Below are 26,202 nucleotides of genomic sequence, written 5' to 3'. Positions count from 1 at the left end.
TCATGCACTTACAGCCAGCTTGGACCAGACGGCGAAGGACTGTCGTGTGCCCATGGCAAAGTTCGTCTCCCTTTCCCGTGGCTTAGCGCATATCGTGAGACATGCTGGGTTCTGCGTTGAATGTACCTATCTGCAAGCTAAATGAATTCGAATGTTTGCCGGTCTTAGAGGATGTTTCATGCGCGCGATAGGTGAAGGTGGTCTCGCCAAGCCGAAAACTGTTCTGCTCTCTGCCAATGACGTTGCTGCTCAGCAGGAGCGGTCTCTGCAGGAGATTTGGCGGCTGCTTTTCCGGCGTAAAGTTCTCATCCTGAGCACGATTGCTACGCTGTTCGCGCTGTCCGCTATATACACGCTTCTGAAGAAACCCGTTTATGAAACCGTCGTTCGCCTGCAAATAGACCCAAGCCGCTCATCGACGCTGGGACTTGAGGAGATGATCAGCGATAAATTTGCCGGAGCCGATGACGACGGCAGTCGTTTGCAGTCCGAAGTAAGAATCATCCAGAGCGATACGGTCGCTATGCGGGTCATCGAATCGCTCGAACTCGCGAAAGTGCCTGCTTTCGCGGGCAAGAAAGCTGCAGAAGCGAAGCTGACTGATCCGCGAACAATGAACGCCTCAGACCGACAGGCTATGGTTGACGCCTTCCATGGTTCGCTCAAGGTTGATGTTCTTCCCAACACACAGATCGTAGAGGTTCGATTTCGCAGCACCGATCCAAAGCTCGCAACAGAGATAGCCAACTGCATCGTGCAGAAATATATGGAGCGCAACCTGCAATCCCGCTATGAGGGAACAGTGCAGGTCACGACCTGGCTTTCGAAGCAGATGCAAGAGTTGCAGACGAAGTCTGCGGAAGCGCAGCAGAAGCTGGCAGACTTCCAGAAGCAGAACAATATCCTTGGCACAAACGAGAACGACAACATAGTTGTTGATCGCCTGCGCCTTCTAAACCAGCAACTCACGGAGGCCGAAGCAGATCGCATTGTCAAAGAGGCGCGGCATAAGATGGCGGCCTCGGGCAATCCTGAGCTGATCGCCAGCGTGGTGCCATCCTCCAATCTGCAACTCCTTCGCGCTCAGGAAGCGGAACTGAACGCGCAGCTCGCCCAACTCAATTCCAAGTTCGGAACCGGATACCCCAAGGTTCGCGAGATGCAGGCGCAAAAGGCAAAGCTCGACAACGAGATTGCCACCGAAGTTGCGAATGTAGGCAAACGTCTCGAAGATGAGTATTTATCTGCCGCAAAGACCGAATCTCTCTTGCGCAATCAGTTCGATCAGCAGAAGGAAAAAGCCTACGAACTGAACGAACATGCCGTGCAGTACGCGCTCCTGAAACACGAAGTTGAGAATAGCCGTGAGCTTTACGACACCTTACAACTGAAGCTGAAGATGGCGGGTGTAACAGCAGGACTAAGCTCGAGTTACATAAGCATTGTTGATCGCGCGGAGATTCCAGCCAGACCAATCTCCCCGAAGATTGCGATAAATTTTGTGATGGGCCTGTTCGGCGGAATGTTCCTCGGCATAATGTTCGCAGTAGCCGCCGAAGCTATCGATGACACATTGAGCAGTTCGGAGGAACTCGAATCTAGGATCGGCCTGCCCGTCTTGTGCAGCGTTCCTGTCGAGGCACCGAGTACGCGCAAAAGCCGCGAGAATAGTGGCGCCCATAGCCCCATTCTCCTGGCGAGTCCTCAATCGCAAACAGCCGAAGCATTCCGTGGATTGCGAAGCGCGCTGCTGCTCTCTTCTGCGGATCGCACTCCAAAGATGATTGCGGTGGTTAGCTCCATTGCGGGAGAGGGCAAGACAACGGTTGCAACCAATCTAGGAATTGCCTTTGCACAGCGTGGCGAGTCGGTGCTGCTGATCGATGCTGACCTGCGGCGGTCGGCAATCCTCAAGCATCTCGGGCAAACTCATGCGCAGCTTGGATTGAGCACCGTGCTTACGCAGCAATTCGATTCTCAGTCCATCGTTGAGCCAATTGCGTCGTTGCCAACTTTCAAGCTGCTGCCCGCCGGTCCTCATCCACCAAATCCCGCGGAACTGCTCGCATCGAATCGCATGATCGAGTTGCTCAATCAATTCTCCGCCAGTTACGACCGCATCATCATCGACACTCCGCCCGTGCTCGCCGTAGCTGATTCCCTTCCCTTGGCGCATTTGGCCGATGCCGTCGTAATGGTGGTTCGCTCCGGGGTTGCAAGAGAGAGAGCCGTAACTCGAGCACGTCACCTGCTCGAGCGTGCCAGCAGCAACGTCGTGGGAATTGTTTTCAACGCCGTGAATCTGAAGCTCGAAAACTACTACTACACTCAGGGTTCAATGTACGGTAAAGCGATGGCGAACTACTACCAGGAGCAGGATTAGCAACGTGCTGAATCGAATTCGCTTGTCGAAGAGAACTGAACCAAAGCATACGCCGCGCCCATACGTTGCGCTCGTATTACTTTCAGCACTCCTCGGGCTTCCCTTCCCTGTGCTTTGTCAGAACCTGCCGCCAGTGCAGGCGTCGACGCTTTCAACACCATCGCATGCGTTGAAAATCGCATCAGGCGATCTGCTCGAAGTGAGTGTCTTTGACACGCCGGAGCTCTCAGGAAAACTTCGCGTCAACGAGGCTGGCGAAGTTTCATTGCCTGTTGCCGGTCCGCTCACGTTATCTGATATGACCGCCGAAGAGGCCTCTGTTGCAATCGAGGCAAAGCTTCGCGGCGCCGACGTCATGCGCGCGCCGCACGTTACTGTGTTTATCAGTGAATACGCTACCCAGGGTGTGACGGTAACAGGCGAAGTTAAGAATCCCGGTATTTATCCGTTACTTGGCAATCACACCCTCCCGGAGTTGATCGCGGCAGCTGGTGGCTTGACTCAATCCGCCAGCAGAACTGTGACCCTGGCGCACAAGGCGGATACGGCTCACCCCGAAGTCGTTCTTCTCGACACCCGGCCAGGCAGCGTTGTAACCAATGTCGAGATTCGTCCCGCCGACACCATCACAGTCGCACGCACGGGTGTGGTTTACGTTGTAGGCGATGTCGGGAAACCAGGAGGCTTCCTTATCGAAACCAACGATCGCCTTACGGTTGTGCAAGCGCTCGCTCTAGCGCAAGGCTCGAACCGCACAGCAACATCAAACGGGGCCAAGCTGATTCGGAAAGCCGGAGGCACTCGACAGGAGATTCAAGTCCCTCTAAAGAAAATTCTGCAGAACAAAGCGCCGGACATTCAAGTGGAAGACGGTGACATTCTGTTTGTACCTTCGAGCCGAAGCAAGATTTTCGCTTACCGCGGCATTGAGGCAGCGGTCAACGCGACCTCGACCGCGCTTATTTACAATCGGCTCTAGTGCTGGCCGAGGCGAAATAGAGAGTAGGAATTTACGTGAAGATCGTCGTTGTTGGCCCAATTGCACCAGACTCGTTTGCGCGCAATATTTGCGTCACGCTGGAACAGATGGGCCACGACGTCATTCATTGCGCTGGCAGAAGAGCAAGTCACCATGCGAGTCGCTGGGTGAACGGCTGCTGGGAACTGGCATCTAAAGCTTTTCCATCCATCGAACAGGCTTACTACAACTCCATCCTGCGAGCAGTAAGCGACTCCAAGCCCGACCTCGTACTCGTGACGATTTGCACCGTGCCTCCGGTTGTCGTGTCTCAACTGAAGATGATTCACAGTGCTCCGGTTGTTTGCTGGTTCACGGACTCCATTCAGCACATCTATCGTCAATACGTCGTTGCCAGTCCATATGACCGCGTATTTCTCAAAGAGCCATGGCTCGTGCGAGAGCTCGCGACGAAACTTGATCTGCCCACCGCTCTACTAGCTGAGTGCTGCAATCCCATGTGGCATCGTAAGGCCGAGACAAACCAAGATGAGATCGACCTATATCGATGCGATGTCGCCGCGATTGGCTCATTGCACTACTATCGGGCGCGCATGCTTGAAGCGCTAGCTGAGTTTGACCTCAAGATTTGGGGCTCCTACCGTCCGACCTGGGTGAACACCAGCATTCGCTCGAAGTACATGAACGTTTCGATTGCGGAGCACACGAAGGCCGCTGCGCTGAATGCGTCGAAGATTGTAGTGAACACCATTCACTACTCTGAGATCGAAGGTGTGAACTGCAGTCTGTTTGAGATCGCTGGATGTGGAGCTTTTCAAATAGCCGAACTAAAGCCCTCGCTCAAAGATTTCTTCGAACCGGAGTTCGAGATCGTCACCTACACCTCGCAAAGCGAGATGAAGGAAAAGGTTGAGTATTACCTGCAGAACCCTCAGGAGCGTGCGTTGATTGCACAGCGCGCATACAAGCGTGCTCATTCTGAGCACACTTACCAGCACAGGTTGAATCAGATGTTCGGCGAGCTCGGACTCGTGCCTCACGGAAATGCAGCGAAGGTTGTAGTGAACTGATCGCGATGACCATGGAGACAACAAATCGCGTTGGTGCACGACTGCTACGAGGGTTCGGAGCGAGTGCACTTGGCCCTGCGGTAACAGCCCTCATCCAGATTATCAGTGTTCCGATTTTTCTCCGCGCGTGGGGACCAACGCTCTATGGAGAATGGCTTGTACTCACGGCAATGCCAGCTTATCTCGCTCTTTGCGACCTCGGATTTGGCAGCGTAGCCAGTAACGAGATGACAATGAGCGTCGCGCGAAAAGATCGCGAGGCGGCAATTACAACTTTTCAGAGTGCGTGGGTTTTAGTCACAACGCTCTCGGTTTTAATCGCGGTTGCGGCCGCCGTTCTGGTTGGCTTGCTGCCAGTACATCGCATCATCAATGCATCGGTTCTTTCCAGATCAGAGGTTCGAACTGTAATCATCATGCTTTGCGTGTACGTGCTTGTGGCACTGCAGGGAACATTGATTCTGGCTGGTTTCCGATGTGATGGCAGGTTCGCTACCGGCATGATGCTTATCAATGGCGTCCGTATAAGTGAGGCCACAGCCACCACTCTTGCTGTTGTACTACACGCGCCTCCCGTAAGTGTTGCGGCAATCCTGCTTGCTGTTCGGGTTCTGACGACGATCGCGTCGGGTTGCACCATGCTGGCTTGCACGCCATGGCTTCGCTTTGGCACGCGGCACGCAAGCTCTCGATGCGTACGCGCCATGGCACGTCCAGCCCTGGCGTACATGGCTTTTCCGGCGGGCAATGCGCTGAGTTTGCAAGGAATGGTCCTGGTAATCGGGATGGAGCTTGGTCCTGTACCGGTCGTCACGTTTTCTACCATGCGAACGTTAAGCCGGTTCCCTTTCCAGATTATGGAGGCGGTAAAGAACAGCGTTTGGCCGGAACTTTCCGCCGCTTGGGGTGCACAAAACTGGGAGCTTGCGCGCAGGCTCCACCGTCGGGCATGTCAGGCTTCGCTCTGGTTATCTTTGGGTGCGGTCGCAGCATTATGGTGTTTCGGGAACCGCGCTTTCACCCTCTGGACTCACGGCCGCGTAACAATGGATGTCTCCACGTTTCACCTTCTGTTGCTTGTGATCGTCGCTAATTCCTTCTGGAATACGAGTTCGGTAGTCGTCCTCGCGACCAATCGTCACTTGCGACTTTCAACCGTTTACCTCATCACCACCTCGATCTCAGTGATGCTGGCCGCAGCGCTTGCGCCTACCTTGCATCTGATCGGGGCCGCTGCTGCGTTGCTGCTCGTAGATCTTGCAACGGGATGGTATGTCTTGCGGGATTCAATTCGTCTCCTCAAGGACTCCTTTGGAGGATTCTCGCGGTCCATGATCATGATCTCCACATCGCTCGATGAGTGCGAAGCCACGGCGAACAGGTCATGAGCACACTCTCTTTAGGCGAGCTCAACGTAGCCAAACAACGCTTCCCGTTGAACATGACGTTCACCGGAGCGTTGCTGTTCAGCTTCGTGTTTTCGCTGCTGATCCTGTTACCGCTAGTTCCGCAGGAGCTTGCGAAGTGGTACACGGCGTTCTACGCCGCCATGCTGTTCATAACGATATTGGCAAACAAGACACTTACCTTGCCGAAGAGAGCAATCGGCTTCTATTTACTGCTGTCGGCGGAAATATTTGCAATGCTGGCTCATTCGAGCGATGTGGATTCGATGTTCAACGTCATTGCCAGAATGCTGTCCATCGTAGCCCTGTCATTCCTAGCGAGGAATTGCATTCGAATCATGGGGCCCGAGACAGGACTCTCGCGCATTCAGTGCCTGCTTGTGTGTTGCACGACGGCGATGTTCGTCGCGAGTACGGCGCTGACCGCCATTCACTGGCCCACGATGCCAAGCTATTATTTCTGGCAAGTCTTCTCGCAGAACAAGCGACTGCTGTTGATGGCTGACGATCACGCGGGACATTCAAACGTCCTGTGGCTCGCGATGCTGCTGATTCTGTTTGCAATCGCAGATTGCGCTCGAAGAGGAATTACAGCTTCGCGCGTGCTAGCCTTCATTCCACTCACGGCCATTCTCTTTGTTTCGAAATCCCGTGCGCCACTGCTGTTCCTGGTGATCGCGATCGCTGCGGTTGCAGCTTATGCGAAGTTGATACGACGTCGAATCATCATTGCCTGCATCCCCGTCATACTGTGCGTCGTATTTTATGCGGGTATCTTCGCTCCTGCTGTGCAAAGAAGTGTTTCCAGTATCGTCTCCAACTTGCAGGACGAGCTTCCCTTCCTTCGCATTGAGGGCGGATCAGCCGGGGCAAATACTACTGGAATCTATACCGGACGTGATGTACTGAACCTGTTACTCCTGAGAGCAAGCGCGGAACACCCGTTCATTGGGCATGGACATTCAAGCCCGTATCTAAAGTGGAGCATAGGCCGACATGGAGAATTTGCGACCGGATCGCGTGTCGCTGCTCGCGATGAGTCATGGCTGCGAATACCAGTCGCTTATGGTTGGCCTTATAGCCTCTGCCTGCTTGCGTTCCTGATGATTCCGATGTTTCGCGCTGTGTCTGGCTATTATGCAGATAACGTACTCGTCATCTCTACGATTTCGACGATCCTCGTGTGCGTAATCACCGAGGGTGGGATGGAGCAGTTCTATGGAATCTCAGCACTCTACATGTTCTTAGTGTTGTTCTTTTATTTCAGCCCGAGCGTTACACGTCAGGAGCAGCTCAGCTAGTTGCTCACGAGCACTCGGTCTATTGGATATCCCGAGATGAAGGTCTTACTTATCGGCAACTACATCGAGGACCGGCAGGAGAGCATGCAGCGTTTCACATGCCTTTTGAAGGAAGCCCTCGCTCGGGAAGGCCACAAAGTGCGGGTAGTCCGTCCACCGGTTATGGTCGGCAGACTTAGGCGGTCTCCACATGGGATCGGCAAGTGGCTTGGATATCTGGACAAGTTGCTGCTATTTCCGCGAATGCTTCGCGAGGCCGCCAAATGGGCAGACGTGGTGCACATTTGCGATCATTCAAATGCGATCTATACGCGGTACCTCTACGGCAAGCCGCACGTGGTCACATGTCACGATCTATTGGCTGTCCGCTCTGCGCTAGGAGAAATGGACCACAATCGCACGCGCTGGTCTGGAAGACAACTGCAACGCTTCATACTGAACGGATTGGAACGTGCTCAGTATATTGCTTGCATATCCGAAGCAACACTGCGCGATCTAAATCGCATTGCACAACTGAGCGGACGCAGTCGCGTGATCTACAACTCGCTCGCGTATCCGTTCGCGCCGATGGAACCGAGCTCAGCACGCGAATGTCTGTCGAGACTCGGGATCGCCACAGGTACTCGCTTCCTGCTACACGTCGGTGGAAACCAGTGGTACAAGAATCGGATTGGGGTGCTGCAGATTTTCCACCAACTTCTTAAGCGCACCGCATTTCAGGATTTAAAGCTAGTAATGGTCGGCAAGGAGTGGACGACCGTGATGCGGGAGTTTTCAGCCGCTCATCACCTCCAAGGTAAGGTCATCGCGCTCACCGGCATTTCTAATGAAGACCTCCGTGCGCTGTATTCAGAGGCGCTCGCCCTGATCTTTCCTTCGCTTCAGGAAGGATTCGGTTGGCCAATCATCGAAGCGCAGTCCTGTGGATGCACAGTGTTCACGAGCAATCGCGCACCAATGAATGAGATTGGCGGAGAGGCTGCGATCTACATCGATCCTGAGGATCCCACAACTTTCGCGGAGATTATCGCCACACACTTGGATTCCGTACACGAGAGACGTAGTTTGAATCTAGTTAACGCCGCTCGCTACTCCGAAAAGGAGATGATCGTTCGATATGTTGAGATCTATGACAACGTGATCAGCCACGGCAATTACGCCAGCGAATATGCCGAGGTGTCGGAATGAAGATGCTTCACCTCATTCGTTCCGTTCACCCCGATGGCGGAGGCCCGATAGAGGGCATCAAGCAATTGGCCTCGGTAAACCGCACCTGCGGGCACCAGATTGAAGTGGCATCGTTGGATGATCCAGCTGCGCCCTGCGTGAAGGAATTCATGCTCCCAGTTCACGCGCTCGGCCCTGGATGGAAGAAGTATGGGTATAGCGACACGCTTGTTCCGTGGCTACGCGCGAATGCGAAATGCTACGACGTTGTCGTGGTGAACGGTATCTGGCAATATCACAGCCTTGCCGCGTGGCGCGCACTGCACCGGTCGTCCACTCCTTATGCGGTATTTACGCACGGGATGCTTGACCCGTGGTTCAAGCAATATCGACTGAAGCACATGAAAAAGCTGCTGTACTGGCCATGGAGCGAGTACCGTGTCCTGCGCGACGCTGGAGCTGTACTGTTCACCTGCGAGGAGGAACGCATGCTGGCAAGGCACTCGTTTCGTCCTTATACCTGCAACGAAGTCGTAGTGAGTTACGGCACGGCAGGCCCGAAGAGTGATGCGCACGCCGACCTCCAGAGCTTTTACGGCAGGCATCCGCAATTGAGGGGTAAGCGGCTCGCCATTTTTCTTGGCCGATTGCATGAGAAGAAAGGCTGCGATCTGCTGATCGAGGCTTTCGCAAACGAGCTCTCCTCCGATCCTGACTGGCATCTGCTCATGTGCGGACCGGATCAGGTTGGCTGGCAGGCAAAGCTCGCGGAGGTCGCGAAACGCAGACGAATCTCGGAACGGATCACGTGGATGGGCACAGTTACCGGGTCCCTGAAATGGGGAGCCTTGCGCGCCTCGGAGATATTCGTGTTGCCCTCTCACCAGGAGAATTTCGGTATCGTCGTCGCGGAAGCGCTTGCCTGCGGCGTGCCTACCTTGATATCGAACAAAGTGAATATATGGCAGGAGATTCATCAGGACGGCGCAGGGCTTGTGGGTACCGATGATCTGGCAGGAACCTGCGGGATGCTACGAGCTTGGCGCGATCTGTCGCCCGAGAGCAAAGCAGCCATGCGAATGCGCACACGCAAATGCTTCGAGCAGCGGTTTGAAATCACAAACGCTGCACAAGGTCTCGTCAACGCACTGAACCAAGTCATACGCGCTTGGGAGACGAGATAACATGCGTGACCATACAGCAATTAAGATCACAGGAAAGCTCCGCGTTGCGTGCACTGCGGTGTTCGTAGTCATGACTGCGCTTTCTCTTCCAGCGCAGGAGAGTGGTGTCAAAGAGCTTTCAACTGCCGTAACCCGACTGGATTCTCCGAGGCAGGAGAGCAGCGCAGAGCCCACGAGGCGATCCCCCGCACGCACGAAATCTGCCTCTAGCTGGGGCCCCGCGTTGCAATCTCAGGATCGTTCGCAAGCCTCGGCGCCGTCCGCGAAATCGAGCTTCGGTTCTGAAACTGTGGTCGCACCAGATCAGCATTCGAACTCCGCTTTATCTGCAGATAAGATGAAGCAACAACACGCGCACCGTTCTCTGCGGAATGGAGTCCTACATCATCAACAGTTTGCGCCTGTGGCTGAGATTGCTGAACCATCCGGAATGAGTTCGCTGACAAATCAGAGTCGTAGCTTACCAAACCTGCAACGCAAGTCTCTTGCATTTCAACCAAGCATCCTACGAGTTCATAGTCCTCTGGCGAAGAAGACACCGAAACAGGCCAAGCGCTCTGATTCAGGTGATACTGGGCGTCCTCAGGGTCTCAATCATACCGGCCTGGGAGCACCGAATCGGCCCATCCATGAGCATTTAACAAGCAGAGTTCATCGTGCTGCCCACGGGGAGAAGAACGAAGATGGGCGTTAATCTTGAACGTGTCGTCAGCACGACACCGACCCACATCAAGTTGCTGCGTACACTGTGGAGTTGTTTTCAACTTCCTTTTTTACCCCGTACGCCGCGCATTCTGAGCCCCTTGCGAGTATTCCTGCTGAGACTCTTCGGGGCTAAGGTGTGCTACTCCAACCTTATCTGCGGTGGTGTGAAGGTCTGGTGTCCGTGGAATCTCGAGATCGGCGAGGCATCGTGGATTGGGCCCGGGGTTGAGCTATATAATTTCGCGCCAATTCGTATCGGCGAGCACACCGTGATCTCTCAATATTCGTATCTCTGCACGTCAACACACGATTTCACAAACCCAGTATTTCCACTCGAAAGCAAGCCAATCGAGATCGGGTCGCAGGCATGGCTCGCAGCGGGCGTTTTCGTTTCCCCGGGGATTTCTGTGGGAGAGGGAGCAGTCGTCGGTGCGCGCTCGGTGGTAACAAAAGATGTGCGTGCGTGGACGGTGAATGCTGGCAATCCCTGCCGGGAGATCAGGCAGAGAGTTCTCAATCAGTCGGAGTAGCGCTGGTCTCATTCAGCAGCTGCGTCCCTCACGCTGCGTTCAGGTTGTCGAGTGCGGTTCAGCTTCGCCGAGGCTCATACAACCTCCGATACTGGCTATAATTCCAAAATGGGCAGGATTGCGCAATTCACCTGAGCGGAAATTCAAGCACATTAGGTTACACTGTGGGCTGAACCGCCATCATACCTATTGGGAGTAGTTTCGTTTTAGATGAAGCGACGCATAGGAGCCACACTCATTTTCGTTTTTGTGCTGGGCATGACCTTCGCCTCCGGTGCAACGATCCGTTCCTCCTACCGGACCCCGAAGCGTTCGCTTCGCCACGCGCGTGCCAGGGTGGTGCGCTGGAATCCCGTGTTGCGCGGCTCGCATGACTCGATGCTTCGCCAGAATGAAGAGATCGATCGCTTGAAGCTGACCCGCATCAATGACGACCAGGAACTCGAAGAGCTTGAGCTTCGCGGGGATCTCGTCAGCCTGCACGAGTCCAAAGCCCTCCAAATCGCTCCCAATCTCGATGTGAATCGGCGCTTCTGCCGTCCGTGGACACGTGCGTTCCTCGAAGACCTGAGTCAGGCCTTCTATGCTCGCTTCCACCAACCGATCCAAGTGACCTCAGCCGTGCGCACTGTCGATCAGCAGGCACGCCTGCAGCGCTCAAATCACAATGCCGCGCCCATCGACGGCGACACAGCTTCGTCGCACCTGGCTGGCCTGACGGTCGATATCGGCAAGCGCCCCATGACGGCGAAGCAGCGTGCCTGGTTTGATCAATACGTTCTCAAGCTGCAGCAACTCGGATTGGTCGAAGCCGCCGAGGAACGCCGCCAAGCCTGTTATCACATTATGGTGAGCGACCGATATCACGAATATCGCGAAGCCCCACTCGACTTCGCTGCAAATCGCTAGATTGCCGGAATACAGAATTCCCGCCCGGGCTACGTGCCTGGGCGTTTTCATTTTGACTAAGAAACATCCCTATCTTGGCTTCGGTATAATTGGGAGTTTCACGGAGACAAGATGAGATTGAAGCTAGTTGTGACCTGTCTTGCCTTAATGCTCCCGGCCTTGAGCCATCCGGCAACGTCACAAAAGACACCATCGAACAATGCGAAGTTGAAAGGAACGACGGCCACTGCGGCCGTAAACTCCAGTTCCGTACACGATTCAGCCATTGTCATCGATACGCATGCCGACACACCGGGACGCTTTGTGGACGAGGCGTTCGATCCCGCCGCAGACGCGGGCAAGGGGCACTGGGATTTCGCAAAGGCTAAGTCAGGAAACCTTGGAGCCGAATTCTTCTCCATTTGGGTAGACCCGGCCCAATACAAGGACCACTACACTCGGCGCGCGCTAGACATGATCGACTCCGTGTATGACACGATCCGTGCGCATCCCAACAATCTCGTTATGGCCTACTCTGCACAGGATATCGTGAATGCCCGCTCCGGACCCAATCCGCGAATTGCTGCACTCATCGGAGTCGAGGGCGGACACGCAATCGAGGGCGACATCCGGGTGTTGCGCGATTTTTATCGGCTGGGTGCGCGCTACATGACGCTGACCTGGGCCAACTCCAACGAACTCGGGCAATCTTCCGGTGACGTGAAGATAGGCGACAATGGGAAGCCAAAAGATCCCGGACTCACCGACTTCGGCCGTGAGGTTGTGCGGGAAATGAACCGCCTCGGCATGATGGTGGACATATCGCATGTGAGCGATCGCACTTTCTACCACGCTCTAGTCGTGAGTCGCGCTCCGGTGATCGCCTCCCACAGTAGTTCGCGTGCCATCGCTAACCATCCACGCAATATGACAGACGATATGCTTATTGCTCTTGCACGAAATGGTGGCGTGGCACAGGTCAATTTCAATTGTGGCTTCATCAGCGATGAATACAACGTACAGTCGAAAGCCTTCGACAACGCGCATCCCGCCGAACTAAGGCACGCCGAAGAGCTCTGGCACGGACCGAAGACTCCCGAATCCAAAGCTGAACTCGACCGGTTGATGGCCATGAAAAACGCGGCGGTCCCGCGTCCACCTCTCAGCGTACTCATCGATCATTTCGATCACATGATCAAGGTCGCAGGTGTGGAACATGTCGGCATCGGATCGGACTTCGACGGAGTTGAATGCCTGCCGCAGGGCATTGATGGCGTGCAGGACCTGCCGAAAATCACAGCCGAACTCATGCGCCGTGGCTACACGGAGGCGGACATGAAGGCGGTCCTTGGCGGAAACTTGCTGCGAGTGTTTCGAGACGTAGAGCGAGTGTCGAGCGAGATACAGAACGAGAAAAACCCGGACCAACGGCCTGAAATCAATATCCCTCAAACTAAATAAGAAATCACTTGGAGGAAACTTATGCGAAAACTTTTGATCGCCAGCGCCCTGCTGGTCTTCACGCTGGGCGCATACGCGCAAAAGGCCCAAACAGGCACGAAGGAGCAACCGGTCGCTGTAATTGAAACCAGCATGGGCGACCTGCGCTGTGTCCTCTTCCCCAAGGCCGCGCCCATCGGCACGAAGAACTTCATCGAACTCGCCAAGGGCACCAAGGAGTGGAGAGATCCCAAAACAGGGCATATGCAACATGGCGTTCCGCTCTATGACAACACCATATTTCACCGTGTCATTCCTGACTTCATGATTCAAGGTGGAGACCCGATCGGGAATGGCACTGGCAATCCCGGCTACAGGTTTAAGAATGAAACACTCTCTAACCTCTCGTTCGATCGTCCTGGCCGCCTCGCGTACGCTAACTCCGGTCCAGACACGAATGGCTCGCAATTCTTTATCACCGAGGTTCCCTATCCATCTCTGAACGGAAACTACACGATCTTCGGCCAGTGCGACGATCAGAGCGTGTCACTGGTGAAGAAGATTGCTCGCCAGCCACGGGGCGGAAACGATCACCCCAAAAAGGACGTCGTAATCAAGCACATCAAGATCGAAGACGGGCAGTAATCTCTTCACCTGCGCGGCGTCGACAGATGATCTAGTCGCCACGCTCGAAGCAGCAAACTAGTTTTGTTAATCTGAATGTTATCTATTCCCCCAGCAAGGAGCCAGCATGGCTGAACGTACTCCAGGTTTATACGCCACGCTTCAAACCAACCACGGCACCATCGTATGCCGTCTATTCGAGAAGGAAGCCCCGAAGACTGTCACCAACTTCATTGAACTCGCGGAAGGCAAGCGCGATTGGAAGGACAATGTCAGCGGAAAGAAAGGTCCCGGTCCGCTCTACAACGGAACAATCTTCCACCGTGTCATTCCCGACTTCATGATTCAGGGCGGAGATCCTAGCGGCACAGGCATGGGTGGTCCCGGTTACAAATTTGAAGACGAAACCAAGGGGTCGCCTTACAAATTCGACAAGCCTGGCAAGCTGGCAATGGCCAACGCCGGTCCAAATACCAATGGCTCCCAGTTCTTCATCACCGTAGCGGCTACTCCGTGGCTTACGGGCAATCACACGATTTTTGGTGAGGTTGTCGAGGGGCAGGACATTTCGGACAAGATCAGCACGCTCCCGCGCAACCATCAGGACCGACCAAAGAGCGACGTCGTGCTCGAAAGCGTCACGATCACCCGTGTTTAGTTTTTAGATTATCGCACTGGAAATAAAAACCCCGGGGCTTCGGCCTCGGGGTTCGCTTTTCACGCTAAATGATGATTACGCGACTCCAATCACCTTAACCAGTTCCTTCACGGCTTCAGCGCTCTTGTTCAAAGCAGCCTGCTCTTCGGCAGTCAGCTTGATCTCGATGATCTTTTCCAGGCCGTTGGCGCCCAACTTCACTGGCACGCCTACAAATAGGCCGTTGATGCCATACTCGCCTTCCAGATAGGCGGCGCAAGGCACGATCTTCTTCTTGTCTTTGAGGATCGCTTCGACCATCTCAACTGCCGAAGCAGAAGGAGCATAGTACGCACTGCCGGTCTTCAGATACTTAACGATCTCGGCGCCGCCATTTGCAGTGCGCTCGACCAACGCCTTCAGCTTATCTTCGGCGATCAACTCAGTGATAGGAATGCCAGCTACGGTGGAATAGCGCGGCAGCGGAACCATTGTGTCGCCGTGTCCGCCCAGCACGAAGGCCGTGACGTTCTCAACGCTGACATCGAGTTCCTGAGCGATAAAGGTGCGGAAGCGGGCCGAATCAAGCACGCCAGCCATGCCGATAACCCGGTTGCGCGAGAAGCCGCTCAGTTTGAAAGCGGCCTGAGCCATTGCATCGAGAGGATTGCTAACGACAATGATGATGCAGTTGGGCGAGTACTTCACTACCTTGCCCACGACATCCTGCATGATCTTGTAGTTCGTGTTCAGCAGGTCGTCTCGGCTCATTCCCGGCTTGCGCGGAATTCCAGCGGTGATGACCACGATGTCCGAGTTCGCGGTGTCAGCGTAATCATTGGTTCCAACGATCGCGCTATCACGCTTTTCCACCGGCATCGCCTGCAGCAAATCGAGCGCTTTGCCCTGCGGAACTCCTTCCATGATGTCGATCAGGACGACATCTGCCAGTTCCTTTGAGGCGATCCAATGGGCCGCTGTCGCCCCCACGTTTCCTGCTCCAACAATGGACACTTTCTTGCGCATTTGTTTCCCTTTCAAGCCGCATGAGCGGCATTATTGCGGTATAAAAACGTTTGCGTCGAATCAGACCAGCGATTCGGCAGCGTTGGAATTATCTCGCAGTTGAAACACCTGCCGCCATATTCTCGATAATCGCCGAAGCGAATTCGCTGGTACGCAGTTTGGTCGCGCCCTCCATCAAGCGCTCGAAATCATACGTGACGCGCTTCTGTTCGATCGTCAGTTCCATGCTGTTTTCTACCAGGCGGGCAGCCTCCTGCCAGCCCATGAAGTCCAGCATCATTACGGCAGACAAAATCACCGATCCCGGATTGATTACATCTTTGTCTGCATACTTCGGGGCCGTTCCGTGCGTTGCTTCGAAGATCGCGTGTTCCGCTCCGATGTTCGCGCCCGGAGCAATTCCCAGCCCGCCAACCTGCGCTGCACATGCGTCGGAAATGTAATCGCCATTCAGGTTCGGCGTCGCCAGCACAGAGTATTCATCGGCACGGGTCACGATCTGCTGAAAAATCGAGTCGGCAATACGATCGTTGATCAGCAATTTCGTCATCCACTTGCCGTGACCGTGCGTCTCATAGATCGAGTCCAGCACGCCCTTTACTTCGGCATAAACTCCCTGGCGGAAGTCCTCCGGTGCGTGCTCCATGCCAGGCTCGATCATCGCTGCGTTTTCTTCTACCGTGAGTGAGGGATTGTTGTCCTTATTACCCAAAATCCAGCTTTCCCGTTCTGTGACCGTCTCGTTGCGAAACTCCTGTGTCGCAACTTCGTAGCCCCACTCGCGGAAAGCGCCCTCAGTGTACTTCTGGATGTTGCCTTTGTGAACCAGTGTGACGCTCGGACGCTTCTTATCCAATGCAAACTGGATCGCCATGCGCACGAGTCGCTTGCTCCCCGTCACAGACATCGGCTTGATTCCGATTCCCGAGTCCACACGCACGCGCTTCTTCGTGCCGGCCAGCATGTCGTTGTTCAGGAAGTTGATTAGCTTTTTAACTTCGGCCGTTCCCTGCTTCCACTCGATCCCGGCGTAAACATCCTCAGTATTCTCGCGGAAGATCACCACATTCATGTGCTCGGGATGCTTCACCGGAGAAGGAATACCCTTGTAGTACTTCACCGGGCGCACGCAAGCATAGAGATCAAGTATCTGTCGCAGTGCGACATTCAGCGAGCGAATACCGCCGCCAATGGGAGTTGTAAGCGGGCCCTTGATGCCGATGCGCAGTTCGCGAAATGCATTGACCGTGTCATCTGGAAGCCAGCTCTGAAACATCTCTTTCGATTTCTCGCCCGCGAATACCTCGTACCACACGATGCGGCGCTTTCCGCCATACGCGCGCTCCACGGCTGCATCCACAACGCGCACGGATGCCTTCCAAATGTCGCGCCCCGTGCCATCGCCTTCAATGAAAGGGATGATAGGGTTGTCGGGGATCACGAACTTTCCGTTTACAAACTCAACTACGCGGCCATTCGCCGGAAGCGGAAAGCCATTGTAGGAAGCCGCCATCGAATCCTCCTGGGATGTAGAACCTACTGTAAACAGCATGATGTCGCGCTCAGTACCGCACGTCGGCACCCCACGCACCCACCTTTTACGCGGTCCTCCGAGCACAACTTCAACGAACAGTTGAGATTATCACCTGATGTGCCGCGCTTCAATCGCCGAAAAACGAAGTGAAAACTGCGCGCACTTTCCCCATTTCCTGCCGCAATGCCGCATCCATATCGGAACAACCAGCAACCTTGCTGATGCATTCCCGCAACGCATCACTCTCCGGCAGACGCTTCCTTGAGCGGCCTTCCACAATACGAACCGCGTGATCGACTCTGCGAAACAGGTCAACGGCGTGAAGCAAATCTCGCTCCTGGACCGGTGAAATAAATCTGCCCTCTGCCAGTGTATGCAGGCGACCGGGAAGTTGCTTCCCTGCCGATTGCAGGTCTCCACGCGCTTCGAGCAAGCCAACCAAAAAGTCGAGATCATAAAGTCCGCCCGGCCCAGTCTTGAAGCTGTCAGGGCCGCTCGTCTCCGCCAGGCGCTTACGCATCGAACGCAGGTCTGTAACAAAACCGCCGGAATTTGCAAAGCGCTGCCGCAAACGTTTGATGGATTCGCGCACCTCGACGCCAAGTTCCTCGGCTCCGGCAATCAGTCGCAGCTTGCCGAACGCAAGAGTCTCCCAGGCTTTGGCTTCAGTATCGAAGTATTGCGCTAGCTGTCGTGTGGACGACACCAGTTCGCCTTCAGCACCGTGTGGCCGCATTCGGGTATCTACGGCAATCACCGATCCCTCGCGCGTGTAGCTTGAAAGCATCTCCACCAGGGCGCGCGCGCTTTGCTCGGCCTTGTCGGGATTACATTCCGAACTGCGCACGAACATCAGGTCGGCATCCGACAATACATCCAGTTCGCAGGTGGCAAAGCGCCCCACAACAAATACGCCGAACCCATCGGGAGGCTCGCATGCACGTACGGCCTTTTGCAACAGGACATCAAAGCTCCGCGTGTTCTCGCGCAGGACATCCCACACCGAAGCTTGCTCCAGCAGTGAACGTCCCAGCAACCGCAATATGCACTGTCGCGACTCGATTCGGATCTCATCTGCTGTCGCACCGCCGCCGAGTTTGCATGGTCGAAATAAGGCGAGAATATCTTCAGGATGGCGCGACAGTATCTCTGTCGCTAAGGAGCTCTGAGCAAATACAGGGATGGCTTTTTCTATCCACTGCACATTCCGGATCGCGTCTCGGATTCTTGTGTCACCGGTCGAGGCCGCGGCGAGAAAACGTTGCAGATTCCGCAATGCAGGGCTGCCAACATTTGCGGAGAGTGCCTCTGTCAAGATTGGCGACTTCGACTTAAGCTCGCCAATCAGGCGTTCAGCTCCGGGCACGCCAAATCCGACGGAGCGCACCGACACTGGAGCTGCCACGTCTCCAGTACCAAGGCTAAGCACGCGCGCGCACAGTGCACTCATCGACGTCATAGCGCGCTGCACGTCCTCTTCATTCTGTATGCTCTCCATTCCAAGCGAACGCAATATTGCGTGCTGTTCACTCGCTGCACGCGGCAATCGGTGAGACTGCACTCCCTGACGGCACTGGATTCGATGCTCAATGGCGCGCAGCAATCCATAGGTGTGAAACAGCTCTCGAAACTCGGACTCGCCAATGTGCCCTTTGTCATAGAGCTTCTGCAAGGCCGAGAGAGTTCCGCCAGAACGCAACCATATTTCACGCCCCCCATGCACTCGTTGCAGACACTGCACGGCAAATTCGATCTCGCGCAATCCTCCCGCGCCGTTCTTCACATCCAGATCGCGGGAACTCTGGTGGCTGCCGCCGCACTGAATACGCTCGAGCGAACGCGCTGCCGTTTTGACCGCATCCAGACTCAGTTGCTTGCGATAGATCAGCTCCTGTATCTGCGACACGAACTCACGGGCAAGCGCGCGATCACCGGCACTGAACCTTATCTTCAGCAGCGACTGCAACTCCCAGTCGTGCGCGACCGCGCGGTAATAGCGGAGTGCCTGATTGCGGCCCACAATCATTTCTCCGCTTAGCCCCTGCGGACGAAGGCGCAGGTCAACCCTGAACACCTGCCCCTCCGGGCTCAGGCTCGACAGCACGCCTGTTAGTTCCTGAGCCAGTTGCGTGCAGAACTCACGTGAGCTGACTGCGAGATTTCCGACGTCCTCCGCATCCTCGAAAAGAAAGAGGAGGTCAATATCCGAGCTGTAATTGAGTTCGTTCCCGCCAAGTTTGCCAAGTGACAACACGGAGAATGGCGCCGGGTGGACGCGCCCGCGAATAGAACGCAGTTTCGGCCAACCATTGTGTCGGCGGCGAAGTTCAACCTCGCAATGCGAAAGTGCAAGTTCGATGAGGACATCGGAGAGAGACGAGATTTCCGCGGTGATTTCGGCAAGTGATGCTAACCCGAGCAATTCGCGCACGAAGATTCGCACATACTCGCGTCGCTTAAACCGCGCCAGCAGTCGAGCAAGTGGAAGGTCGACTGTTTGCTGCCGAAAACGCGCAAACTCCTCGCGAAAGTTTTCCAGCCATCTTGTAGTGACCAAGCCGGTTGGGTGCGCGAATAACTCAAGCAGATCTGGGTTTTGAACAAGTGTCTGCCCAAGCCACTGGCTGGCGCCGAACAAAACAATGCATGCGCGTAAAGCAACAGCGCTCGAATCAAAAGCCCTGCACGCCTGTTCCGGGAATTTCTGAAGCAGAGTCTCCAGTTGCAACACGCATTGGTCGCGATTCCCTGCCTCCACCAGAAAACGCGGCAGCAATGCAGCAGCTTTTTGCGGGAGCAACTCACACACATTCGCATAGCGCGCGCATGTTGACTTCTCCGCAAATGAGAACTCAAGTCCGCTACTCTGATTTGTGTCAGACGCCACGCGACTGCCTCGGTCAGGTCTCGCCCGAAGAATAGCACGCGCCGGACGTGAGCTATGTCAGGCGCGTTAACTGTGCGACACCCCTTCGACTAGCTGTCGAAGTAAAGCGCAAATTCGTAAGGATGTGGGCGCGAACGAAGCGCGTTCACCTCGTGCTCTCGCTTGTAGGCAATGTACGTTTCTAACAGATCCTCGGTGAACACATCGCCCTTTAAGAGGAACTGGTAATCGACCGAAAGCGCTTCCAAAGCGGCTTCCAGCGATGACGGAATCGATGGCACGCGCTGCAGTTCCTCTGGACCAAGGTCGTAAATATCCTTGTCGAGCGGTGAACCGGGATCGATTCGATTCTCTATGCCATCCAGTCCGGCCATGAGCATAGCCGAAAATGCAATGTACGGATTGCAGCTTGGATCAGGCGGACGATACTCGACCCGCTTCGCTTCGGGAGCCGAAGAATACATTGGAATGCGGCAGGCGGCGGAGCGATTGCGCCGCGAATACGCCAAGTTCACCGGTGCATCCAGTCCGGCAGAAAGCCGCTTGTAGCTGTTGGTCGTCGGCGCGGTCAGAGCAGCGAGCGCCGGCCCATGCTTGATCAGTCCGCCGATATACCACAATGCAAGTTCGGACAGACCCGCATAGCCATCGCCAAAGAACAGCGGCTTTCCATCTTTCCATAACGACTGGTGTGTGTGCATGCTGCTGCCGTTGTCCTGGAACAGCGGCTTTGGCATGAAGGTAGCTGTTTTCCCATGCTGCCTTGCGACGTTGCGTACGATGTACTTGTACAGCATCATGGCGTCCGCCGATCGAAGAAGGGACGAGTAGCGCATATCGATCTCGCCCTGTCCGCCACTTGCGGATTCATGATGATGGCTTTCCACCTGAAGCCCGCATTCCTGCATGGTCAGCAGCATCTCCGTCCGCAAATCCTGATGATGGTCTGTGGGTGGAACTGGGAAATAACCTTCGCGATAGCGCGGCCGATATCCAAGATTGTTTTCACGGCGAGCTGAATTCCAGCGGCCCTCGTCGGCGTCAATGTAGTAGAAGCCATGATTGGTGCTTTGATCGAAGCTGACGTTATCAAAGACGAAGAATTCCGCCTCAGCTCCAATCATCGCCTGATCCGCAATTCCCGAAGACGCGAGGTACATCTCGGCCTTGCGTGCGATGTAGCGAGGATCACGGTCATACCGTTGGCGCGTAACGGGATCAATGATGTCAGCGATCATGCCCAACGTGGGAGCTTCCGTAAATGGATCCATAACATAGGTGGATGGATCTGGAATCAGAAGCATGTCGCTCTCATGAATGGCCGCCCAGCCTCGAATAGAGGAACCATCCATGCCGAAACCATCGCGGAAGGAATCGAGCGTCAGTTGAGCGATTGGGAAGGAGATGTGATGCCAAAGGCCATGCAGATCGCTGAATCGAAGATCAACCATCTGCACGCCTTGTTGCTGGGCGAATTCTAAAACAGTGGAAGCATTCACTTCACTGGACGAGCGCATTCTGTAAGTCCTCTTCCATGCCGCAAGTTGGCACGATATGACTAGGATACCGAGTCAGCTTAAGTTTTTGCTGGACGAAGGTCAGAAAAAAACAGACCATTGAAAACAGCTACTCTCCCCAGCTCATGGGACGACGTCTCTGCCGCCCTTAAGAGTATGGATCAGGTGCTCGCGCGGGAAATCGAAAGTTCTTATGAAACGCATAACTCTCGATTATCATTGAGCTCCGATGCCCGACGAGTTGGCAGCTTAACCAGGAATGTTGCTATTCTCATTGAAGATGTAAGGATTACACCAGAGTGATTTACACTTTGGAACTACGGATCGGCAAAGAAACACAAACGTTTCACTGGTTTTGTTTGGGACTCCGAGCGAAATAAAGAATGGACTTTGACCAGCTAGAGACTTTTCTAGAAGTGGCGCGGAATTTGAGTTTTTCGCGCGCTGCCGAACGTCGCTTCCGAACGCAGCCTGCGATTTCGGCGCAGATTCGCGCCATCGAAGAAGAAGTCGGGGCAAAACTGCTGGACCGTACGGGCGGAAAGGTCTCGGTAACAGCCGCGGGGAAAATCTTTCTCAACTACGTTGAGAATGCGCTGGAGGCGCGTCGGGAGGCCATTCACGCCGTCGCTGAAGCCGAGCGCGTTCCTGGCGGCGAGATCGTGGTCGCAGCGAACGAGGGTAGTTGCCTTCACATTCTTCCCGAAGTGTTTGCGGAATTTAAGCGCAATTATCCGGATGTCGGGATCACCGTGAAGCGCTCGGAAACACGTGAAACGCTGGAAAGCATTATCGACAACTCTGCTGATTTTGGCGTCGCGGCTATGCCGATTTCGGATAAGCGAATCACAGCCGTGCCTATCCACAAAGACGAGCTGGTGCTGATAACGCCGGTGGATCACCCGCTTTCGAAATACAAGGAAGTCAATGTCACGCAGCTTGGCGACTATCCTCTTCTGGTACCGAAAATGGGGCGCACTCGCGACAGCATCGAGCGCATGTTTGAAGAACGAAGCATGAAGCCGAATGTCAGCATGGAGCTTGATTCGAGCGAGTTATTGAAACGCTTTGTCTCTGCTGGAGTAGGGATAGGATTTTGCCCGTTAACCACGGCTACGGGCGACGTGCGACTGGGAATTATTGCCGTCGTAAAGCTCGCGGATGCGCAGATTCGGCGCGACATGGCGCTGGTATTCCGCAAGGACAAGGCCCTGAGCCGAGCCGCGTTGGCGTTTATCGATATTGCAGTCCGATTAAAATCTCCCCAGGTAGTACGCAAATAGCGCACCATAGCTTTATTCCTGCTCAGAAATTGTGTGATTGTGGATTGCGCCTCTTCTCAGAATCATTTAATTTCAAAAGTGCCGCCAAAACACATCTGGCTCGGTTGTATGCATTCGCAGAGGAGTAACAAGAATTGGCCAAAGACATGGTCCCCAAGCGCATCTTTCTCACCAAGGGCGTGGGGAAGCACAAAGAGCGTTTGACATCATTTGAGCTCGCGCTGCGCGACGCTGGTATTGCCGCGCAAAACCTCGTGCGCGTCTCTTCCATTTTCCCGCCGAACTGCAAGTTGCTAACGCGCGCGCAGGGACTGAAGTATCTGAGCCCGGGCGAAGTTGTTTTCGCAGTGGTTGCAGAAAACTCGACCCGTGAACCGCATCGCCTTGTGGCTTCCAGCATCGGTCTGGCAATGCCCGCCGACAGCAAGACGTATGGCTATCTGAGCGAACATCACAGCTTCGGCGAGACCGACCAGATTGCGGGCGACTATGCTGAAGAACTGGCCGCCGAGATGCTCGCGACCACGCTGAACGTCGAGTTCGACCCCGACAAGAGCTGGGACGAAAAGAAGGAAGTCTATCGCTTGTCGAACAAGATTGTTCGCACGGCGAACATCACGCAGAGCGCCATCGGCGACAAGACTGGACTGTGGACGACCACGATTGCGGCAGCGATCCTGATCTTCGATTAGTTCAACATTCGTGCGTTTTGGTGAGGCCCCGGAGACGATCCGGGGCCTTCATTTTGGGTCGCCCGGGAAGTTGCAAAGAGTGCACGACGGGTAAACGGGCCTGTAACGACTTGGTTAGCAGCGCACAGGCAGGGGTTAGATATTGCTCAACTTTGTAAGTGGGATGAAGATCGCTGTTTACTCGAGTGTTAACGGAGACAAACTGCCCCACTCTTCTCTCGGAAAACGAGTTTCAGGGTGGAGCCTTGAGCGCATTTTTTGGCGAACAAAAAATCGCCCCTCTCCGACAAAACTGGAGAGGGGCGATTGCTTTTTGAACCGAGCTACTTTTTCTTCAGGCGCTCAAGGACGGCTCCGGCGACGAGAGGAAGAGCGACGGTCGCGTCATCGAAGACTTCGGCGAACTTGCCACCTTCGGCCGGAGGTACGAACTTGCCCCAGGAGATGGCCTCGCTGTAAGGCGAGCCGCTGAGTCCGCCCCAATGAACAGGCTCGGGGCAGATGCGCAGGCCGTAGTGGTAGCGCTTGAGCGGTAGATTTTCGCCGCCACGACGATGGCGCAGTTCGATGTATGGGCCGAACTGCTGGGTCCAGTTGCGCGGGACACCGCCGCCGATGGTGAAGATACCGAGGCGAGTCTGCTGAAGGTTCTTCTCGGCGAAGTGGTTGAGGTCGAGGAAAGGATCGAACTGAATAAGCGGTCTTCCCTGCTTGGCGCGCTTGCGATTGTGCAGCGCTACGTCGAGTCCCATCTCGGAGTCGGTGAAGGCAGGGATATAAACCGATGCGCCCTTCTCGTAGGCGGAGCGCAGGATGCCGCGTCCCTCGGCGTGTTCGGAGAGATACTTGCCGATGGCGTGGGTGAACTTGTAGGAGCAGAGGACTTCGCTGGCGTCCCAGGCTTCGAGGATCTGGGCGACGATGCCTTCGACGAAGTTGAGATTGGACTCGGGCTCAAGCGTGTCATAGACACGGTTGTAGCCGGCTTCGTAGAGTTCGACATCATTGAGCTTTTCGTCCCATACGAAGTGAGACTTGCCGGCGGCCTCGACGAGTCCGTGAGCCATGAGGGCTCCAGTGGAAACGATGGCCTTGACGATACCAGCATCGATGAGATCGGCGACGATGAGACCCTGCTTGGCGACCGTCATGGCGCCTGCGAGGGTCATGACGACGAATGCATCCTTGTCGCGCGCCATCACTTCGAGCACGTCGGCAGCCTGGCCGATCTGACGCCCGGTGAAAGCAGTCTTGCCCATGGCGCGAACGAGATCGTCAACCGTGGTGACTTTGGAAAGATCGAGCGGCTCAAGAGCTACAAGCTTGTCGGAAATTGGGTCGTGCAGCTCGCGCTCAATGCCGGAGCCTTCGCCGGGGTTGTGTCCGTGATTGCCGTGATTCAACTAACGCACCTCTTCTTAATTGTTCTGAGTAGATCAAGGATAAAGCATGGGGGCGTGGATTCCAAACGTCTTCGGGATAGTGGGGATGGAGGCCAAAATGCCTTTGAGCAGGAGTGCCTATTTGGACGGCGATGGGATCCTTCGCCTCACTCAGGATGACACACCAAGTACAAGAGTAAGAACAGGGACAAGAGCAAGAGCAGGGACAAGAGCAAGAGCAGGGACAAGAGCAAGAGCAAGAACAAGAACAAGAACAAGAACAGCAGCAAAAGCAACAACATGAGCAAATACAAGAGCAAGAGCAAAGACAACCCCGGGGTCCTTCGCTTCGCTCAGGATGACACCGCTATAACAGAATCGATCGACACAATCGATCAACTCACGATGAACTCATCGGCGGAAGATGGAGGCGCGAGCGACGACTTCTTCCTGCAGGGTGCCATGGGGAGCGTAAGGCTCGAGGGTGGAGATGAGTTCGGATTCGAACCGGGAGCGGCGTTCACCGAGAGCGTCCGGAGAAGTGTAAGAGCGCGAGAGGGCGCGTCCGACGAGCTCGGCGATTGTGACGGTGCGCGTTTCTGTGACTGAGATGATTTCGACTTTGCTGAATTGCGAACCGGCGAAGAAGTCTTCTGGGGTAAGGCGGTCGAGTTCGTTTTCATTATCCCGTGCGCAGGAATGGCGGACTTCGTCGTAGGCGGTGCGCCACGGACTTACGGGCTCTCAATGTTTGCAGCGCCGCAGATACAAATACGGGCGGCTTGGGTCGTGAGACGGTCGAGCATTGGTATGGCTACAGTTCGATCGAGCCAGTGATGTGCGCGTCCTATGGTGACGAGGTCGAATGTCGAGTCGGTCCCGAAGTCTTCAAGGCGGATGGGGACAAGCGTAAGGGAGACTCCGGCCTGGGCGGCAGCGGTTTGGGCAGCGGCGAGCATGGCGGGTTCGGGATCGATGGCGGTGATTTCTCCGACGTATGGGGCGAGTCCGATGGCGAGAGGCGCGGGGCCGCAGCCAATGTCGAGGAGCGATTCTGTACCGGTGAGGTGCTCGGAGAGCCTTTGGAAGAAAGCTGGAGGATAGGGTTCACGGTAGCGGGAGTAGAACTCGACGGTGGAGGCGAAGCGTCCCATGAGGTAAGTGTGGCAGCGGGGAGGCGGGGGTGCAAGGGGCAGGATTTGGGGATGCAGGCCGAAATGCCTTTGAGCGGCAATACCTATTTGGGGCAGTGCTGGGATCCTTCGCTGCGCTCAGGATGAGCGCCGTAAACAAAGGCAAAGGCAACAACTAAGGCAAGAGAAGAAGCTTTGGAGGGCGCTTCGCGCCTTCTTCAATAGAACCCACATGCGCTTGCCAGAAGAGGCAAGCGTATATGGGGCACCCGCGGTGCTTAGGTCGCATAGGAGGCTGAACGTTTTGCTCTCTCTTCAAGGTACGCGGCGCTTGGGGCGCGGTCATGGGAATGTTGTGCTCTGGTCATGTGCGGTGAGCAAAAACGGTGGGGTAAGGCGTTTTTGGACGGAAACCAATTTCACCTGCGTAACTC

General features: G+C 55.1%; 21 protein-coding genes. 15 read left to right on the top strand and 6 right to left on the bottom strand.

Annotated elements, in window-relative coordinates; translation table 11 throughout:
- Window positions 1–178: 178 nt before the first annotated feature.
- The 12 genes from AC6IY8_RS05045 (at window position 179) to AC6IY8_RS04990 (ending at window position 14,335) form a co-directional block, all read left to right on the top strand.
- Complete coding sequence (locus tag AC6IY8_RS05045) at window positions 179–2,383, top strand: GumC family protein (RefSeq protein WP_497777614.1); 2,205 nt, start codon at window positions 179–181, stop codon at window positions 2,381–2,383.
- Between the two features lie 169 nt (window positions 2,384–2,552).
- Window positions 2,553–3,362, top strand: coding sequence for a polysaccharide biosynthesis/export family protein (locus AC6IY8_RS05040; RefSeq protein WP_497777613.1), 810 nt, complete (start codon window positions 2,553–2,555; stop codon window positions 3,360–3,362).
- Between the two features lie 35 nt (window positions 3,363–3,397).
- Window positions 3,398–4,432 carry a CgeB family protein gene (locus tag AC6IY8_RS05035; RefSeq protein ID WP_497777612.1) on the top strand — a complete coding sequence of 345 codons (1,035 nt, stop codon included), beginning with the start codon at window positions 3,398–3,400 and terminating at the stop codon, window positions 4,430–4,432.
- Window positions 4,433–4,437: 5 nt separating this feature from the next.
- The gene (locus AC6IY8_RS05030; protein ID WP_497777611.1) at window positions 4,438–5,820 is read left to right on the top strand and encodes a lipopolysaccharide biosynthesis protein; all 1,383 of its coding nucleotides are present in this window, start codon (window positions 4,438–4,440) and stop codon (window positions 5,818–5,820) included.
- Window positions 5,817–7,139: an O-antigen ligase family protein gene (locus AC6IY8_RS05025; RefSeq protein WP_497777610.1), complete on the top strand. Its 1,323-nt coding sequence runs from the start codon at window positions 5,817–5,819 to the stop codon at window positions 7,137–7,139. The genes AC6IY8_RS05030 and AC6IY8_RS05025 overlap by 4 nt, the downstream gene beginning before the upstream one ends.
- A gap of 36 nt (window positions 7,140–7,175) precedes the next feature.
- Window positions 7,176–8,327 carry a glycosyltransferase family 4 protein gene (locus tag AC6IY8_RS05020; RefSeq protein WP_497777609.1) on the top strand — a complete coding sequence of 384 codons (1,152 nt, stop codon included), beginning with the start codon at window positions 7,176–7,178 and terminating at the stop codon, window positions 8,325–8,327.
- Window positions 8,324–9,490, top strand: a complete 1,167-nt coding sequence (locus AC6IY8_RS05015) for a glycosyltransferase (protein WP_497777608.1) — start codon at window positions 8,324–8,326, stop codon at window positions 9,488–9,490. Before AC6IY8_RS05020 ends, AC6IY8_RS05015 begins: the two co-directional genes overlap by 4 nt.
- Window positions 9,491–10,173: 683 nt before the next feature.
- On the top strand, window positions 10,174–10,725 hold the full coding sequence (locus AC6IY8_RS05010; RefSeq protein WP_497777607.1) for a WcaF family extracellular polysaccharide biosynthesis acetyltransferase: 552 nt from the start codon (window positions 10,174–10,176) through the stop codon (window positions 10,723–10,725).
- Between the two features lie 210 nt (window positions 10,726–10,935).
- On the top strand, window positions 10,936–11,634 hold the full coding sequence (locus AC6IY8_RS05005) for a DUF5715 family protein (RefSeq protein ID WP_497777606.1): 699 nt from the start codon (window positions 10,936–10,938) through the stop codon (window positions 11,632–11,634).
- A 111-nt stretch (window positions 11,635–11,745) separates the two neighbouring features.
- On the top strand, window positions 11,746–13,074 hold the full coding sequence (locus AC6IY8_RS05000; protein WP_497777605.1) for a dipeptidase: 1,329 nt from the start codon (window positions 11,746–11,748) through the stop codon (window positions 13,072–13,074).
- 21 nt (window positions 13,075–13,095) lie between these two features.
- Window positions 13,096–13,698, top strand: coding sequence for a peptidylprolyl isomerase (locus tag AC6IY8_RS04995; RefSeq protein ID WP_497777604.1), 603 nt, complete (start codon window positions 13,096–13,098; stop codon window positions 13,696–13,698).
- Window positions 13,699–13,804: 106 nt separating this feature from the next.
- Window positions 13,805–14,335: a peptidylprolyl isomerase gene (locus tag AC6IY8_RS04990; RefSeq protein ID WP_497777603.1), complete on the top strand. Its 531-nt coding sequence runs from the start codon at window positions 13,805–13,807 to the stop codon at window positions 14,333–14,335.
- Window positions 14,336–14,410: 75 nt separating this feature from the next.
- Here the strand turns inward: AC6IY8_RS04990 and mdh are convergent, their stop codons facing one another.
- From mdh to glnA, 4 genes are all read right to left on the bottom strand, one after another.
- Window positions 14,411–15,340: a malate dehydrogenase gene (gene mdh / locus AC6IY8_RS04985; protein WP_497777602.1), complete on the bottom strand. Its 930-nt coding sequence runs from the start codon at window positions 15,338–15,340 to the stop codon at window positions 14,411–14,413.
- A gap of 88 nt (window positions 15,341–15,428) precedes the next feature.
- Entirely contained in the window at window positions 15,429–16,853 is a 1,425-nt protein-coding gene (locus AC6IY8_RS04980; protein ID WP_497777601.1) for an NADP-dependent isocitrate dehydrogenase, read from the bottom strand.
- Window positions 16,854–17,001: 148 nt separating this feature from the next.
- Entirely contained in the window at window positions 17,002–19,761 is a 2,760-nt protein-coding gene (locus AC6IY8_RS04975; RefSeq protein ID WP_497777600.1) for a [protein-PII] uridylyltransferase family protein, read from the bottom strand.
- A gap of 89 nt (window positions 19,762–19,850) precedes the next feature.
- The gene (gene glnA, locus AC6IY8_RS04970) at window positions 19,851–21,278 is read right to left on the bottom strand and encodes a type I glutamate--ammonia ligase (protein ID WP_497777599.1); all 1,428 of its coding nucleotides are present in this window, start codon (window positions 21,276–21,278) and stop codon (window positions 19,851–19,853) included.
- A gap of 383 nt (window positions 21,279–21,661) precedes the next feature.
- Between glnA and AC6IY8_RS04965 the strand changes: the two genes are divergently transcribed.
- On the top strand, window positions 21,662–22,561 hold the full coding sequence (locus AC6IY8_RS04965; protein ID WP_497777598.1) for a LysR family transcriptional regulator: 900 nt from the start codon (window positions 21,662–21,664) through the stop codon (window positions 22,559–22,561).
- Window positions 22,562–22,695: 134 nt separating this feature from the next.
- On the top strand, window positions 22,696–23,253 hold the full coding sequence (locus tag AC6IY8_RS04960) for a pyruvoyl-dependent arginine decarboxylase (RefSeq protein ID WP_497777597.1): 558 nt from the start codon (window positions 22,696–22,698) through the stop codon (window positions 23,251–23,253).
- Window positions 23,254–23,576: 323 nt separating this feature from the next.
- Here AC6IY8_RS04960 and AC6IY8_RS04955 read toward each other — a convergent pair whose 3' ends face one another.
- Complete coding sequence (locus AC6IY8_RS04955) at window positions 23,577–24,656, bottom strand: deoxyhypusine synthase family protein (protein ID WP_497777596.1); 1,080 nt, start codon at window positions 24,654–24,656, stop codon at window positions 23,577–23,579.
- 279 nt (window positions 24,657–24,935) lie between these two features.
- Between AC6IY8_RS04955 and AC6IY8_RS04950 the strand changes: the two genes are divergently transcribed.
- On the top strand, window positions 24,936–25,244 hold the full coding sequence (locus AC6IY8_RS04950) for a hypothetical protein (protein WP_497777595.1): 309 nt from the start codon (window positions 24,936–24,938) through the stop codon (window positions 25,242–25,244).
- A 125-nt stretch (window positions 25,245–25,369) separates the two neighbouring features.
- Here the strand turns inward: AC6IY8_RS04950 and AC6IY8_RS04945 are convergent, their stop codons facing one another.
- Window positions 25,370–25,789 (bottom strand): class I SAM-dependent methyltransferase, encoded by a 420-nt coding sequence (locus tag AC6IY8_RS04945; protein WP_497777594.1) that lies wholly within the window; start codon window positions 25,787–25,789, stop codon window positions 25,370–25,372.
- Window positions 25,790–26,202: the final 413 nt, after the last annotated feature.

This window comes from Koromonas soli (assembly GCF_059726265.1).
The sequence above is the reverse complement of the archived record's forward strand: the minus strand, read 5'-3'. Positions and strand labels throughout refer to the sequence as shown.